Source organism: Candidatus Pelagibacter sp. HIMB123 (genome assembly GCF_052048195.1).
In the GTDB taxonomy this organism is placed as follows: domain Bacteria; phylum Pseudomonadota; class Alphaproteobacteria; order Pelagibacterales; family Pelagibacteraceae; genus Pelagibacter.
Genome location: NZ_JBNAIL010000015.1, coordinates 1 through 16,238 on the forward strand (window position 1 = coordinate 1; position 16,238 = coordinate 16,238).

Consider the following 16,238-nt stretch of genomic DNA (forward strand, 5'->3'; position numbering starts at 1 on the left):
TCAGCATACTTTTCCTTTCTTAACTCTTTCGGATACTTTGGTGGCCTGCCGCCTTTATTCTTTATCATATAGCTTTCTTATATATTTTTGAGCAATTTCTTTGAATTCAACTTCATCAAATAAAAAAGTTTTTGCTGTATTACAAACGGAGCAAGAAATTGCTATGTTATCAATTGTGTATCCAAGCATAGAATTCTTTCTATCAATTCCAAATTTTTTTGCTTGCACCTTAAATTTAAGATTAGATTTTTTTTTTTGAAATTCCTCTAAGGAGATACCACAATAGTTACAGTATCCTTTGTAATTTTCTTTTAACCAATTTAAAAATTCTTCTCTAGAAAAATTAATACCTCGAGATCTTTTTGATTTTTTTTTACTGTGATATCTGGCCATAGAAAGTTTGTCCCAAAGATGATTTTCAATTTTTGATAATCTTCTATGTCTTCTTTGATCATCACAGGCAACACAGCTTTTTCTATAGATTCTTCTCTTGCTAATATGCCCATTATCACACGGCAATCCTGTAAAATAATATTTTAAACCTTTCTTTTTTGCCTCTTCAAATGAAATTTTTTGTTCCATAATTTTAATTGTAATTTACTTGATATAGACGAGTCAATTTTCACTCGTTATGTACTCGTCCTGATACGTAAAATTTAAGTATTCTTGGGAAAATAACTGGCTATAATTAAACAAAGTTAAGGGCACCTGGCAACAGAACGCCCCTCTTTTTAAATACTATCTTTTATTATAAAATTCTAATTTAAGTTTATTTAATTTTCCCAATACATGATCAACTAACCAAAAAAGATGTTGGTCTTTTTTTTGATCATAAATATATTTCCAATTTCTTTTAAAATGATCTTTTGAAAATTTAGCATTGGCTGCCCTACCGTCACAAACAATAATAGTGCCGGGTGTATAAAAATATTCAAATTTAAAAATATCACAAACCATAGGGAGCATATCTTTATGCCTTGTACTAATACCATTTATATCTTTTTTTACTTTAAATTGGTCAGGTCCATCTAAATATATGAAATCAGGATTACATAGTGGTAATTTTTTATATTGATTACAAATTCTATATTTGAATGTCGTCATTCAACATCAGTTAAAATATAATTTATTTGTTGTTAATTTAGAATTTTTCTAATTCTATAATTAATTTATTTCTTACTTTTTTAAATACTAAATAGTTATCATAAACACTCCCACCCATTCCGGTTGCTAAGAAAAATGAATTTTCAAATTTTTTACAAAATAAACTATTTGCATTCGCATATGCGCCAACATCCCCAGATACTATATAGTAGTTATTACTAAATTTTTTTATAATAGGATATACAACCTCCCAGAAGTTCCAAACTTTGCTAGCTCCTAGAAAGTTATTAGGTTTAACATCAAATTTTTCATTAATATAAATTACAGGATGAGCAACAATAACTATATTGTCAACAAGCTTATAATTATTTTGTAAATTTTTTTTTAAAAATTCTAATTGTTCAGATTTAATAGACCACTGATTCTCATATGGATTTAAGATTATAAATAAATCATTTTTAAATTTAAATGATTGGTATAAATTTTTATATCTTTGAATAAATTTTTTAGATTTAATATTATAAATTCTGTTTTTTTGTAAAAATTCCATTTTATTTGTATATCCAATATCATGATTACCAGGAGCTATATAAATTTCTAAGTTTAATTTGTCTATTTGATCATCGAAAAAATCAAAACTTTTATTATCTCCATCTCTGGTAACATCACCCGCAAAAATACCAAAATCAAAAATATTTTTTTTATCAATTAATTCTTTATAAAATTTTGGATAAATACCTAAGTTTTCTTCATTAGGAGAGCCAAAAGTATGTCCAGCTATAAAAAAAGTATAATCTTGTTTTCCATTTGGATCAGCTGCTAAATTATTACTCATTAGACAATTTCTATTTTTACTAAAATAAAAATAATTTGAAGTTTCCAAGTAAATTTTATGAACTATTTTATACGGAAAAAATTGATATTTTTTAAACACAAAAGCTAAGATAAATAAACATAAAAAAATTAATAAAAATGATAACTTTATTTTCATAAACAAAATAATGTAATTTAAATTCATTTATATCAATTATAGTAAATTTAAATATGTCTTTTTTATATGTGGGTCAGTATAATAAATTAAATCCATATGAATCTAAAAAAAATAATCACAAGGCCGTTTAAATTGACGAGTTAAGAATAAAAATTATAAGGATTAAAAAAGTAATATTATTTTTTTAATTCAGCTTGCGCTGCTGCTAATCTGGCTACTGGAACTCTATAAGGTGAACAAGAAACATAATTCAATCCTACATTAGAACAAAAAGATATACTATTTGGATCTCCTCCATGTTCTCCACAAATACCTAGCTTTAGATTTTTGTTCTGTTTTCGTCCTTTTTCTACTGCTATTTCAACTAAATCTGATACTCCTTCATCTATTGAAACAAAGGGATCAACAGAAAATATTTTGTTTTCTAAATAATCATTTAAAAATTTACCACTATCATCTCTACTGATCCCAAAAGTAGTTTGAGTTAAATCATTTGTTCCAAAACTAAAGAACTCTGCATGCTTAGCAATCTCCTTTGCTTTTATTGCTGCTCTAGGTAATTCAATCATCGTTCCCACTAAAAATTCTATTTTCAATTTATTTTCTTGTTGAACTTGACTGGCAGTTCTAATTACTAGTTCTTTCATTATTTTAATCTCAGCCTCTGTAGATACTAAAGGTATCATTATTTCTGGAAATGCAGATTTAATTTTACTTTTTTTGAGGTAAGCCAAAGCCTCAAATATTGCCCTGCATTGCATTTCATAAATTTCAGGAAAAGATATTCCCAGACGACATCCTCTATGACCTAACATAGGATTTTGCTCATGGAGCTCTTCAATTCTTGACTCGACCTCTTTAAATGAAAGATTAACTATAATGGCAACTTCATTAATTTCCTTTTCTGTACGCGGTAAAAATTCATGTAATGGTGGGTCCAACAATCTAACTGTGACTGGTAATCCACTCATGATTTTAAAAATGTCTATAAAATCTTTTCTTTGATGTGGTAACAATTTTTGTAATGCTATTGCTCTGTCTTCTTTTGTTTTAGATAATATCATTTCTCTTACAGACAAAATTCGTTCTTCATCAAAAAACATATGTTCAGTTCTACACAATCCGATACCTTCTGCGCCAAAATCTTTTGCTGTTTTGGTATCTTTTGGGGTCTCAGAATTTGTCCTTACTTTTAATTTTCTAATGCTGTCTGCCCAAGACATTAACTTTGAAAAATCACCAGATATTTCAGGTTTCACAGTTGAAACACTTCCAGCAATAATTCTTCCAGTTGAGCCATCAATAGTGATTACATCTCCTTCTTTAATCTCCATTGAAGAAGTTTTAAAAGATTTGTTTTCATAGTTTATATCAATTTCACTTGACCCTGATACACATGGTCTACCCATACCTCTTGCAACAACAGCCGCATGACTTGTCATTCCTCCTCTAGCAGTTAAAATTCCTCTTGCAGCATGCATTCCTTGTATATCTTCTGGGGAGGTCTCTACTCTGACCAAAATTGTATCCTGCATCATTGCTGTTAATCTTTCAGCCTCTTCAGATGTAAATACAACTTTACCACTGGCTGCACCTGGTGATGCTGGTAATCCATTTGCTATTACATTAATTGAACTTTTTTCGTCCAAAGTAGGGTGCAAAAGTGTATCTAAAGAGTTTGGGTCAATTCTTAATACAGCTTCCTTTTTAGAAATTAATTTTTCTTTAACCATATCAACTGCAATCTTGACTGCTGATTTTGCTGTTCTTTTTCCTGATCTTGTTTGAAGCATCCATAGTTTACTATTTTCGACTGTAAACTCTACGTCTTGCATATCTTTATAATGCATCTCTAATTTTTTCAAAATTTTTTTAAGTTCTTTAAAAACTTTAGGCATAGATTCTTCCATTGATAATTCTTTTACTTTAGCATCTCTCCTAGCTTTTTTTGTTATGTATTGAGGAGTCCTTGTTCCCGCTACAACATCTTCTCCTTGTGCATTAATTAAATACTCACCATATATTTCATTTGATCCATCTGATGGATTTCTTGTAAACACAACTCCTGTTGCACAATCATCACCCATATTTCCAAAAACCATTGATTGAACATTTACAGCAGTTCCCCACTCAGCTGGGATTTGATTTAATTTTCTATAAACTTTTGCTCTATTACTTTCCCACGATAAAAAGACTGCACTTATGGCTCCTAGTAATTGTTCATAAACATCTTGAGGAAAATCTTTTTTTGCCTTTTCTCTTACTGTTCTTTTAAAATCTTCAATTAATCCATCCCAATCACTTTCATCTAAATCTGTATCTAACAAAACACCTTTCGTAAGTTTATAATTTTCAATTAATTCCTCAAAATGATAACCTTCTACACCCATTACCACATTGCCGTACATTTGAATGAATCTTCTATAACTATCTTTAGCAAATCTTCCATTTGAGGTTTTAATTGCTAAAGCTTTAACTGTTTTATCATTCAGACCTAGATTTAGAATAGTATCCATCATACCTGGCATTGATACTCTTGCACCAGACCGCACAGACAATAAAAGTGGATTTTTTAAATCTCCAAATTTCTTAGAAACATCTTTTTCGATTAATTTTAATTCTTTTTTAATTTGAGAAATTAAATTTTTATTTAATTTTTTTTTATCCTTATAAAAAATTTCACAAACTTTTGTAGATATTGTAAAACCAGGAGGCACTGGAAGACCCATTCTTCCCATTTCAGAGAGATTAGCACCTTTTCCTCCTAAAAAGTTTTTTGGATTTTTAATTTTTTTACTATCCTTAGAATTAAAGTTTAATATAAGTTTTTTCATTAATTAGAGTCTATTAGAGAAAAATTAACATAATTGTTGAACGTTTTACACATCATTTGGATTAGTTCCAGCCTATTCTTCTTTATGACCAGATCATCCTCGTTCACAATTACATTATCAAAAAAATCAAAAACCTCTCTTTTAACACTAGCTAAATTGTTCAATGTTTGAACATAATTTTCATCTTTACTAATGCCTGAAAAATATTTCCTTAATTCATTAATTTTTTTAAATAGGTTTTTTTCTAACTCAGTTTTAAAAATACCAGGGTCAGTTGTATTTGATAATTCTATTTTATTATTTTTTAGTTCACCGTTTAAAATGTTTGAGGCTCTTTTATAGCTTGCAATAATATCTAAACCATCTGGTTTGTTAATAATTTTATTTAAATGTTTAGCTTTATTAAAAATAATAACAGTTTGATCTAAGTTAAAAGAATTGGTTGATGCTTGAATTATATCATTTCTAATATTTTCCTCCTTCATGTGATATTTTAATCTATCCATTAAAAAATCTGATAATTCATTTTGTAAAGATTGGTTGTCAATTTCAAAACCTTGATCTAAATACAAGCTTGAAGAATAATTAATTAAATCTTTTATTTTAAAATCTTTTTTATTTTCAACTATTATTCTTATTACTCCTAATGCTAATCTTCTTAGAGCATATGGATCTTTAGAACTTGTTGGTTTTTGATTTAAACCAAAAAAACCAACCAAAGTGTCTATCTTATCAGCCAAAGAAAGAGCTATACTAAATGGTTTCTTGGGAACTCTTGAGCCAGAACTTGTAGGTAAATATTGCTCACTTATGGCCAAAGCCAAATCTTTATCAAAACCTTGTGCAACAGCAAAATAACCTCCCATCACACCTTGTAGTTCTGGGAATTCACCCACTAGTTCTGATAATAAATCAACTTTACAAATTGATGCTGATAATTCAACTTTTTCTTTACTAATTAAAAGTTCATCTGATATCATTCCACCCAATTTTCTCATTCTTTGGGCTTTATCAAAATAACTTCCTAATCCTTTAAAATAATTCATTGATTTTAAATCAGTAACTTTTTTAACCATATTATGAGATTTATCTTTTTTCCAAAAAAATTCTGCATCACTTAATCTTGCTTCAACCACTCTTTCATTTCCTAATTTAATTAATCCCTTTTTATCTTTTTTGTTTGCAACCACTAAAAACTCATTCGTAATATTTTCTTTATTATCAAATATAGGAAAATATTTTTGATGGTATTGCATGGTAATAATTAATATTTCTTTTGGAATATTTAAAAATTTCTTATCGAATTCACAAAGAAGGATATTTGGTTGATCTGTTAAATCTACAACCTCATTAAGTAATCTAGGATTATGTTGAATCTTAATATTTTTATTTTTTAATATATTGTTGAATTTTTTTTCTATTAACTTTTTTCTTTCGTTGTGATCAACGATAATATCAATTTTTTTAAAAAAACTTTTATAATTTTTAAATTCTAAGAATGACTTTTTATTTTCCTCAAATTCTTTATCAATAAAAGTTGAGTTAGAAGATGTTAGATGATGAAAATTAAAATTTAATTTTTTTTTATCAAATACAGCTAGAATTGATTTTAATGGTCTCCCCCAATTTAGGTCAAAGGTTCCCCAATTCATTGATTTTTTCCATTGAATTTTACTTAACAATATTGGAATAAATTCCTCTAGCAATTCATGTGTGTGCAATTTTTTTGATTTTGTCTTGAAAAAATAAAATTCTCCTTTGTCAGTTTTCTTTTGGTAGAGGTCCTTTTTTACGATTTTATTTGACCTAACAAACCCCTCTAGTGCTACCTCTGGTGACTTGATATTTGGACCCTTAATCTCCTCAGATTTTAGTACAACCTTTTTTTGAACTCCTTCAAATAATACCACTAGTCTGTTTGGTGTTGAGTATGATGAGCTTTTTTTAAATAAAATTGATTTTTCTAAAAAAAAATCATTAAAACTTTTAAGTAAATCTTCCCTTAAATTTTGTTGAAGATTTGAAGGTATTTCTTCACTAAATAATTCTAAAAAAAACTCTGACATTATTTTTGACTATCTAACCAAACGCCTGCTGCGGATTTTGTAATATCTCTAATTCTAGCAATATAACCCGCTCTTTGTGCAACACTGATTGCACCTCTTGCATCTAAAATATTAAACACATGACTGGCTTTTAAACATTGATCATATGCTGGTAAAGAAACTTTTTTTTCTACCAAATCTTTTGCCTCAGACTCATGCATTTCAAACATTTTCAAAAGTGTTTCTACATTCGCATGTTCAAAATTGTATGCTGAAAATTCTTTTTCGGCTTGATGAAATACTTCGTGATATTTTACACCTTCATCATTCCACAATAAATCATAAACATTTTTTTCTTTTTGAGTGAACATACAAATTCTTTCTAATCCATAGGTGATTTCAACTGATACAGGTTTACAATCAAATCCAGCCATTTGTTGAAAATAGGTGAATTGAGTAATTTCCATTCCATCACACCATACTTCCCATCCTAATCCTGCGGCACCTAGTGTTGGACTTTCCCAATCATCTTCAACAAACCTTATATCATGATCATTATGATCTATTCCTATAGTGGATAAACTATTTAGATAAAGTTTTTTTATATTTTCAGGAGAAGGTTTAATTAAAACTTGAAATTGATAATAGTGTTGCAACCTATTTGGATTATCTCCATATCTTCCATCTGTGGGTCTTCTTGATGGTTGTACGTAAGCCGCTTTCCATGGTTTATTTCCAAGTGATCTTAGGGTAGTAGCTGGATGAAAAGTTCCTGCACCAACCTCCATATCATAAGGCTGCAAAATAATGCATCCTTTTTTACTCCAAAATTGCTGAAGATTTAAAATTGTATCTTGGAATGTTTGAATTTTTTTTTTTTCTTTTTTTGCTTTAGAAACCATATCTTTGCCAAATTGATCTTTCATCTAAAATACTTGCTATTTGATCTACTTGATTGCTGGATGAAGAAAGTTTTTGACTTAACCATCCTTTTGATTTTTCAAATTTTTTAATTATTACATCTTCACCAAATTTATCCTTTAATATTTCATGAGCATTACCTATTCCGTCAATCAATCCTAAATTTTTTGCTTTACTGCCCGACCAAAACTCACCTGAAAAAAGTTCTACATCAGATTTCTTTAATTTTGATCCTCTGCTTTTTTCAACAACATCTATAAAGTCTTTATGAAGATCTAATTGAATATTTTTTAATCTTTCAATATCCTCGTTTTTTTCTTCTAAAAATGGATCAAGTGTACTTTTGTTTTTGCCAGCAGTATGAACTCTTCTTTCAACCCCAATTTTTTTTATCAACTCTGTAAATCCAAAAGAAGAATATATCACTCCTATGGATCCAATAATTGAACTTGAATTTGCATAAATTTCGTCTCCAGCACAAGAAATCAAATAGCCCCCAGAAGCTGCTACGTCTTCAGCAAATACAATAACTTTTTTTTTGTGTTTTTTTGCTTGTTGTCTAATAAAACTGTAGATTAAATGAGATTGGACTGGTGATCCTCCTGGAGAATTGATTGATATAGCAACACATGCCCCTTTTTTCAGAGAAAAAGCCTTTTTAATTAGTTCTTCTTGACCTGCAAAATCAATACCTTGTTTAAATTTTCCTGCATTACCAATAACCCCACCTAATTTTAAGTGAGCAACAATTTTTTTCTTTTTAAAAAAAGAGAACATAGGTAAGTCTTATAGAATTATTTATTGAATATAAAGACTACTTATAATTGAAGAAACTGGTGCGTCAATTGATAAGTAATATATATGAACAAATTATACTAATTTAAAAATGTTATGGGAACAGTTGTACAGCTTAAAAATCAGATAAATGATTCATATTTTCAGCTTAAAGACTCGGTTGAAGAAAAACTAGTTTTAACCGAAGAAAAAATAAAATCAAAATTATCTAGTGACGTACAACTGGTTCAAAAAATGACAGATTATCACATAGAAACCGGAGGAAAAAGACTAAGAGCTTTACTAACATTGGGTAGTGCAAAATTATGCGGTTACTCTAAAGGCTCTAGAGATATAAATTTAGCTGCGTGTGTTGAATTAATTCACAGCGCAACGTTGATGCATGATGATGTAATTGATGAAGGCACTGTTAGAAGAGGTAAAGAAACTTTAAACAAAGTTTGGGATAATCATTCGTCAGTTTTAATAGGAGATTATCTATTGAGTAGATGTTTTGAAATGATGGTAGAAGACGGAAACCTAGAAGTTTTAAAATTATTATCGTCCACTTCATCTAAAATTGCTCAAGGAGAAGTTCTACAACTTCAACACAAGGGTGAAGTTGATATGCTGGAAGAAACATATTTAAAAATAATCACAGCTAAAACTGCTGAGTTATTTGCAGCAGCAACTAAAGTTGGTGCAATTTTATCTGATGCAGAAAATAAAGAAAAAGAAGCTTTAGAATTTTATGGAAGAAACTTGGGATTAACTTTTCAAATAGCAGACGACACACTAGACTATAATGCTGAGCTCAAACTATTTGGTAAAAAAATTGGTCAAGATTTTTTTGAAGGAAAAATTACCTTACCAATAATTTTACTTTTTCAAAAATTAGGAAATGATGAAAAAAAAATTTTATCAAATATGTTTAAAAAAGAGTTAAGAACTAAAGATGACTTTAATGAAATTATTGCTCTTATAAATAAGTATAAAATAATTCAAGAATGCTATCAAAAAGCTCAGCACTATATAAATTTAGCCTCAAACTCTCTAAGTGTATTTAAAGACTCTGAAGAAAAAAATATTCTTAAAAGATTAACATCATTTAGTTTATCAAGAAATTTTTAAGGACTTAATAAAGACTTTATCCACTTCCCAGAGTTATCTTTATTGTATTTTAATCTCTCGTGGATTCTGTTCTCACCATCTAGCCAAAATTCAATACTATCTGGAGATAAAATCCATCCAGACCAGTGACTTGGTCTTGGTACATCTGATTTGTTGCTATATTTTTTTTTGTAATCTTGTATAGATTTTAACAGTTGTTCTCGCGAATTTAATTCTTCACTTTGCTTAGAAGCCCATGCTCCTATCCGGCTTTCATACGCTCTAGATGAATAATATTCATCTGCAACCTGATCAGAAACTAAAGAGATCTTTCCATTAATTCTTATTTGTCTTAGGAGACTTTTCCAATGGAAACACATCGCAGCATAAGGATTTTCTTTTAATTCATTTCCCTTTTGACTATTTAAATTTGTATAAAATACAAATCCATCTTTGTTGAAATCTTTAAGTAAAACCATTCTAACTGAAGGAATGTTTTTTTTATCTGATGTGGCCAAAGCAACAGCGTTTGGATCATTTGGTTCAGTTTTCTTTGCTTCCTCCATCCATTCATGAAATAAATGAATTGGATCATCTATATCAAGAAAACAACTATTAAGACCTAAAGAGTTTTTTTGATTCATAATTTAAACAAAATAATCTATATAATATAAATAATGTCATTTAATACTTTTGGAAAGCTATTTCGTTTCACAACTTGGGGAGAGTCTCATGGACCTGCAATTGGTTGTATTGTTGATGGTTGTCCTCCTAACATAAATCTTAAAGAGCAAGATATTCAAATAGAATTAGACAAAAGAAAACCAGGACAATCTAAATTTACAACTCAGAGAAAAGAGGATGACAAAGTTCAAATATTGTCAGGAGTGTTTGAGGGTAAAACTACAGGAACACCTATTTCTCTCATAATCTACAACAAAGATATGAGATCCAAAGATTATAGTAATATTAAAGATAAGTTCAGACCAGGTCATGCAGATTTTACTTATTTTAAAAAATATGGAATTAGAGACTATAGAGGTGGTGGTAGATCTTCTGCTAGAGAAACTGCAGCAAGAGTTGCAGCCGGTGCAATAGCAAAAGTTGTACTTCAAAAAAAACTAGGTAAAAAATTTAAAGTAATTGGTGCAGTAACTCAGCTAGGAATTCTTGGATGTGATACAAATCAATGGAACGATAAAGTAATTTCAAAAAATCCATTTTTTTGTCCAGATAAATCAATGATTAAATTATGGGAAAAATATTTGCTTGGTGTAAGAAAATCAGGATCCTCATGTGGAGCAGTGATTGAAATAAGAGCAAGAGGTATCCCAGTTGGTTTAGGTGCTCCAATTTATTCAAAATTGGATACTGACATAGCTTCAGGTCTAATGAGTATTAATGCAGTTAAGGGTGTAAATATTGGAGCAGGAATGAACTCAGCACAATTAAGTGGAGAACAAAATTCAGATGAAATTTCTTCAAAAGGAAATAAATTAAAATTCAATTCAAATAAAGCAGGTGGAATTCTTGGTGGAATTTCTACGGGCCAAGAAATTATTGCATCTTTTGCTGTCAAACCAACATCGTCAATTTTAACTAGTAGAAAAACTATAAATAAATTTGGGAAAAATACTTCAATATCTGTTAAAGGTAGACATGATCCTTGTGTAGGAATTAGAGCTGTACCAATTGGTGAAGCTATGATGAACTGTGTTTTACTTGACCACTACTTAATGAATAAAGCCCAATGTAGTTAGCTGAAATTAATTTTTCACAACTCTTATTGTTTCCTTTTGAAACAAAATATCAGCAATTTTCTTAGAAATTTGAGAACTGTTTAATCCAGCTTTATCGTACATTTTTTTTGGATCATCTTGTTCAATGAATTCATCTGGTAAAGTCAGTGATCTAAATTTTAAGCCTTTATCAAATACTCCTCTTTCAGCTAATAAATTTTTAACATGAGAACCGAAACCACCTATTGATCCCTCTTCAATAGTTATCATAAGCTCATGTTCCTTAGCAGATTTTAGTATAAGTTCTTCGTCTAAAGGCTTTGCAAATCTGGCATCTATCAAAGTTGTTGAAACCCCTTTTGCTTTTAATTCCTCTACAGCTAACTTGCACTCCTCAAGTCGAGTACCAAGGTTTAAAATACAAACTTGTGTCCCTTGTTGAACGACTCTTCCTTTACCAATTTCAATTTTTTCTTCTATTGATGGGAGATCAACACCTACTCCAGTTCCCCTTGGATATCTAATTGCAGAAGGTCTGTCATTTATATCTACTGAAGTATTAATCATTTTAACCAGTTCAGCTTCATCACTTGCCGCCATTACTACAAAGTTTGGTAAAGTTGATAAGTAAGTTATATCAAATGAACCAGCATGTGTTGATCCATCAGCACCAACTAATCCTGCTCTATCTATCGCAAATCTAACTGGTAAACTTTGGATGGCAACATCGTGGACAACTTGATCATATGCTCTCTGTAAAAATGTAGAATAAATTGCAGCATATGGTTTGTATCCTTCTGTTGCTAGACCGGCTGCAAAAGTTACAGCATGTTGTTCCGCTATTCCAACATCAAACATTCTATTTGGAAACTCCTTGCCAAAAATATCCATGCCAGTTCCTCCAGGCATCGCTGCTGTTATTCCTGCAATTTTGCTATCTTTTTTAGCATGTTTAACTAATGTGTTTGCAAATACTTTTGTATAAGCTGGAAGGTTTGATTTGCTCTTTACTTGTTCGCCAGTCTCAACATTAAATTTTGACACTCCATGATAATGATCATTTGCTTTTTCTGCATAAGAATAACCTTTTCCTTTTTGAGTTTTGATATGAATCATTATAGGACCCTCATGTCTTGATTCTTTTGCATTTTTTAAAATTGGAACTAGGCTTGATAAATCATGACCATCTATAGGGCCTGCATAATAAAAACCAAGTGAACTAAACAATGTGCCTCCAGTAACTGCTGAACGGAAAAAATCCTCTGCTTTTCCTGCTTTGGCGCTAAATCTTTTTGAAAATGCAGATGTAATTAATTTTAAAGTTTCTCTAAGACTAAAATATATTTTACCCGTAAATAATTTTGCCAAGTAAGTTCTCATTGCTCCAACTGGTTTTGCAATTGACATGTCATTATCATTTAAAATAACAATGATTTTTGTCTTAGATGCTCCAGCATTATTCATGGCTTCGTAAGCCATACCTGCACTAATTGCTCCATCACCTATGACAGCTATTACATTGGAAGACTTATTTTCTAATTTATTTGCCTCAGCAATTCCTAATGCAGATGAAATAGATGTTGAACTATGTGCTGCTCCAAATGGGTCATACTCACTTTCAGATCTTTTTGTAAAACCTGATAAACCATCGCCTTGTCGTAAAGTTCTAATTTTATCTTTTCTTCCAGTTAAAATTTTATGTGGGTAAGATTGATGACCAACATCCCATATCAATTTATCATTTGGGGTATCAAAAACATAATGAAGTGCAACCGTCAATTCAACAACTCCCAAACCAGCACCAAGGTGACCTCCTGTTTCTGAAACAGCACTTATCATTTCCTCCCTAACCTCATCTGCTACTTTTTGTAAATTATTTTCAGAAACTTTTCTTAAATCAGATGGAAAGTTGATATTATTTAAAAATTCATAATTTTTTTTCATTTTTTTCTATTCAATATATAGCCTAATGTTTCGTTTATTTTTTCAGATCTTGAACCATATTTTCTTAAATTCTTATTAATATCTTTTATTATCTTATCACAATACTTAAGTGAGTCATCATAGCCTATTAAATTTATAAGTGTTGCCTTGCCTTTTTTTTGATCTTTTCCTGTTTTTTTCCCAGCTTCCTTAGAATTACTTTTCAGATCAATTAGATCATCAGCTATTTGGAATAATAAGCCAATTTTTGATCCAATATTTTCAAAAAATTTAATTTCTTGGATTGTTTTTTTCTTAATTATTGCTGGAGCTGCACAACAAAAACTAAATAACATTCCAGTTTTTTTTATTTCCATTTCTAATATTTTATTCCTTGATATTTTCTTTCTCTCATAACTTAAATCTAAATATTGCCCACCAGCTATTCCTAAATGTCCTGAACATTCTGATAATTTTTTGATTAGGTTGATCTTTATCTTTTCATTTAATTTCAATTTAGGACTTGATAAAATTTCAAAAGCTAAAGTCAGTAATGAATTTCCTGCTAGAACTGCTGTAGACTCACCAAATTTAATGTGAGCTGAAGGTTTTCCTCTTCTTATATCATCATCATCCATGCAGGGTAGATCATCATGAATAAGAGAATAAGCATGAATACATTCAACAGCTGACCCAACTATTATCAATGTTTTATAATCTATTGAAAATAATGACCCTAAGTCAATTAAGATTTTAGATCTTATTTTTTTTCCACCTGGAAATAAACCATACTTCATGGGTGACATTAGCTGAGAATATTTCTGTGAATTAATATATTTTTTAAGGAATATATTTGTGTCCTTAGCTATTTTATTAAGCTGTTTTTTCATTTTTTTTAATTATCTCTTTAATCTTTTTATTTGTCTCTTCTCCAATAGATTTAAAATTTTTATGAAATTTCTTTTCAATAATATTATTTAATTTTAGAAGTTCTTGATAAATGTCAACTGAATTGTTTAAATCATTTTCCTTCTCTAGAGACTCTATAATCTTATTTGCTTTTTCTGTAAGCTCCTCAACTGAATACTGATCATAATCAAGTGGTAATATTTTATCTTTCATATAATAATAATTATTAATACATGAAATCTATTCAATCAAATATCAAAAAAGCAAAAAAATATTTAGATAATAATCATTGTGTTGCGGTACCAACAGAAACTGTTTATGGATTGGCTGCAAACGCGTACTCGAATAGTGCAGTTAAGAAAATATTTAATCTTAAAAAAAGACCATTAAACAATCCTCTAATTGTCCATTATTACGATATTCAAAGACTTAAAGAAGACTGTTATATAAATGATAATTTAGTAAAACTTTACAAAAAATTTTCTCCAGGTCCGATAACTTATGTTCTGAAATTAAAAAATAACTCAAAAATATCAAAATTTGTCACTAATAATAAAAAAAGTATTGCCGTACGTTTCCCTAAACATAAATTGTTAAGAAATTTATTAAAAAATTTAGATTATCCGGTAGCGGCACCTAGTGCAAATATATCCTCAAGATTAAGTTCAGTTAAACCATCTGATGTAAAAGAAGAATTTGGTTCAAAAATAAAATATATTTTGAATGGAGGAAAAAGTAAAATTGGAGTTGAGTCCACAATACTAAATCTTTTAGAAAAGCCCTCACTTTTAAGATATGGAGGCCTAGATGCTAAAAAAATCGAAAATGTTTTAAAAAAAAAATTATTAATTAATACAAATTCAAAAAAAAAATTATCACCTGGTTTATTTCCTTTACATTACTCACCTGGGATACCTTTAAGAATCAATGTTAAAAAACCAAAAAAAAATGAGGCTTTTTTATTAATAAAAAAAAGAAAATCAAAATTAAAAAACTATTATTATTTATCCAAAGTGAAAAATATAGATGAAGCTGCAAAGAATTTATATTCAACTTTAAGAAGAATTAAAAATGATGGTTTTAAAAAGATTGCAGTTGAGAGGATTCCAAACAAAGGTCTTGGCAAAACAATTAATGATAGATTAAAGAGAGCCTCCAAATATTAATGACAAATTCTATTGAAGTAATCAATCTATCAAAAAAATATAAAGATAAAGAAGCGGTGGCTAATATAAATTTTAAAATTAATGAAAATGAAATGGTTGGTTTATTAGGACCTAATGGATGTGGAAAAACTACAACTATTGGAATGATTTTGGGGTTATTAAAACCAAGTAGTGGTGAGGTTTTAATCAACGGAGAGAATATTGAAAACAATAAAATTTCTCTTCTCCATAAAATGAATTTTATTTCACCATATATTGAATTACCTAAAAAACTTAAAGTTAGACAAAATTTAATTGTTTATGGAAAATTATATAACATTCAAAATTTAAATGACCGAATAGATCACCTTGCAAATAAACTTAGATTAAAAGACCTTTTAAACAAAATTACTGGAGAACTTTCTTCTGGACAAAAAAACAGGGTAAGTCTTGCTAAAGCTTTAATAAATGATCCAACGGTACTTTTGTTGGATGAACCCACTGCTTCACTAGACCCTGAAACTGGTGATTTTGTAAGATCGTTTTTAGAAGATTACAAAAAGGAAAAAAAAATATCAGTTTTACTTGCCTCCCACAATATGGAAGAAGTAAAAAGATTATGTAGCTCTGTTTTAATGATGAAAGATGGTTTAATAGTGGATAGAGGAACTCCTGAAGAATTAATAACAAAATATGGGAGAAGAAACTTAGAGGAAGTATTTTTAGAAATTGCGAGAAAATAA

15 protein-coding genes are annotated in these 16,238 nt (G+C 29.3%); 4 read left to right on the top strand and 11 right to left on the bottom strand.

Annotation, left to right across the window (positions count from 1 at the left end; translation table 11 throughout):
* Positions 1-54: 54 nt before the first annotated feature.
* The 7 genes from ACTTBL_RS04155 to ACTTBL_RS04185 all read right to left on the bottom strand — a co-directional run bounded on the left by ACTTBL_RS04155 (position 55) and on the right by ACTTBL_RS04185 (position 8,672).
* Positions 55-582 carry a hypothetical protein gene (locus ACTTBL_RS04155; protein ID WP_440643742.1) on the bottom strand — a complete coding sequence of 176 codons (528 nt, stop codon included), beginning with the start codon at positions 580-582 and terminating at the stop codon, positions 55-57.
* 156 nt (positions 583-738) lie between these two features.
* Positions 739-1,104, bottom strand: coding sequence for a hypothetical protein (locus ACTTBL_RS04160; protein WP_440643743.1), 366 nt, complete (start codon positions 1,102-1,104; stop codon positions 739-741).
* A 37-nt stretch (positions 1,105-1,141) separates the two neighbouring features.
* The gene (locus tag ACTTBL_RS04165) at positions 1,142-1,939 is read right to left on the bottom strand and encodes a metallophosphoesterase family protein (RefSeq protein ID WP_440643744.1); all 798 of its coding nucleotides are present in this window, start codon (positions 1,937-1,939) and stop codon (positions 1,142-1,144) included.
* A 332-nt stretch (positions 1,940-2,271) separates the two neighbouring features.
* Positions 2,272-4,929: a pyruvate, phosphate dikinase gene (gene ppdK / locus ACTTBL_RS04170; RefSeq protein ID WP_440643745.1), complete on the bottom strand. Its 2,658-nt coding sequence runs from the start codon at positions 4,927-4,929 to the stop codon at positions 2,272-2,274.
* Complete coding sequence (gene glyS / locus ACTTBL_RS04175; protein ID WP_440643746.1) at positions 4,929-6,995, bottom strand: glycine--tRNA ligase subunit beta; 2,067 nt, start codon at positions 6,993-6,995, stop codon at positions 4,929-4,931. Before glyS ends, ppdK begins: the two co-directional genes overlap by 1 nt.
* Complete coding sequence (locus ACTTBL_RS04180) at positions 6,995-7,876, bottom strand: glycine--tRNA ligase subunit alpha (protein ID WP_440643779.1); 882 nt, start codon at positions 7,874-7,876, stop codon at positions 6,995-6,997. The genes glyS and ACTTBL_RS04180 overlap by 1 nt, the downstream gene beginning before the upstream one ends.
* Positions 7,866-8,672, bottom strand: coding sequence for a S49 family peptidase (locus tag ACTTBL_RS04185; protein ID WP_440643747.1), 807 nt, complete (start codon positions 8,670-8,672; stop codon positions 7,866-7,868). The genes ACTTBL_RS04180 and ACTTBL_RS04185 overlap by 11 nt, the downstream gene beginning before the upstream one ends.
* 114 nt (positions 8,673-8,786) lie before the next feature.
* On the opposite strand from ACTTBL_RS04185, the gene ACTTBL_RS04190 reads away from it, so the two are divergent.
* Positions 8,787-9,800, top strand: coding sequence for a polyprenyl synthetase family protein (locus ACTTBL_RS04190; protein WP_440643748.1), 1,014 nt, complete (start codon positions 8,787-8,789; stop codon positions 9,798-9,800).
* On the opposite strand, the gene pdxH is transcribed toward ACTTBL_RS04190, so the two are convergent.
* A complete protein-coding gene (pdxH, locus tag ACTTBL_RS04195) occupies positions 9,797-10,423 on the bottom strand; it encodes a pyridoxamine 5'-phosphate oxidase (protein ID WP_440643749.1) in 627 nt (208 codons plus the stop codon). The genes ACTTBL_RS04190 and pdxH overlap by 4 nt on opposite strands.
* 33 nt (positions 10,424-10,456) lie before the next feature.
* Here pdxH and aroC point away from each other — a divergent pair, with 33 nt between their 5' ends.
* Positions 10,457-11,539: a chorismate synthase gene (aroC, locus tag ACTTBL_RS04200; protein ID WP_440643750.1), complete on the top strand. Its 1,083-nt coding sequence runs from the start codon at positions 10,457-10,459 to the stop codon at positions 11,537-11,539.
* Positions 11,540-11,545: 6 nt separating this feature from the next.
* Here the strand turns inward: aroC and dxs are convergent, their stop codons facing one another.
* Genes dxs through ACTTBL_RS04215 form a run of 3 tightly spaced genes read right to left on the bottom strand, consistent with a single transcriptional unit; the run spans position 11,546 to position 14,563 of the window.
* Positions 11,546-13,462 (bottom strand): 1-deoxy-D-xylulose-5-phosphate synthase, encoded by a 1,917-nt coding sequence (dxs, locus tag ACTTBL_RS04205; RefSeq protein ID WP_440643751.1) that lies wholly within the window; start codon positions 13,460-13,462, stop codon positions 11,546-11,548.
* The gene (locus ACTTBL_RS04210; RefSeq protein ID WP_440643752.1) at positions 13,459-14,331 is read right to left on the bottom strand and encodes a polyprenyl synthetase family protein; all 873 of its coding nucleotides are present in this window, start codon (positions 14,329-14,331) and stop codon (positions 13,459-13,461) included. Before ACTTBL_RS04210 ends, dxs begins: the two co-directional genes overlap by 4 nt.
* Entirely contained in the window at positions 14,315-14,563 is a 249-nt protein-coding gene (locus tag ACTTBL_RS04215; protein ID WP_440643753.1) for an exonuclease VII small subunit, read from the bottom strand. The genes ACTTBL_RS04210 and ACTTBL_RS04215 overlap by 17 nt, the downstream gene beginning before the upstream one ends.
* A gap of 20 nt (positions 14,564-14,583) precedes the next feature.
* On the opposite strand from ACTTBL_RS04215, the gene ACTTBL_RS04220 reads away from it, so the two are divergent.
* Positions 14,584-15,516, top strand: coding sequence for an L-threonylcarbamoyladenylate synthase (locus ACTTBL_RS04220; protein ID WP_440643754.1), 933 nt, complete (start codon positions 14,584-14,586; stop codon positions 15,514-15,516).
* Complete coding sequence (locus ACTTBL_RS04225) at positions 15,516-16,238, top strand: ABC transporter ATP-binding protein (protein ID WP_440643755.1); 723 nt, start codon at positions 15,516-15,518, stop codon at positions 16,236-16,238. Before ACTTBL_RS04220 ends, ACTTBL_RS04225 begins: the two co-directional genes overlap by 1 nt.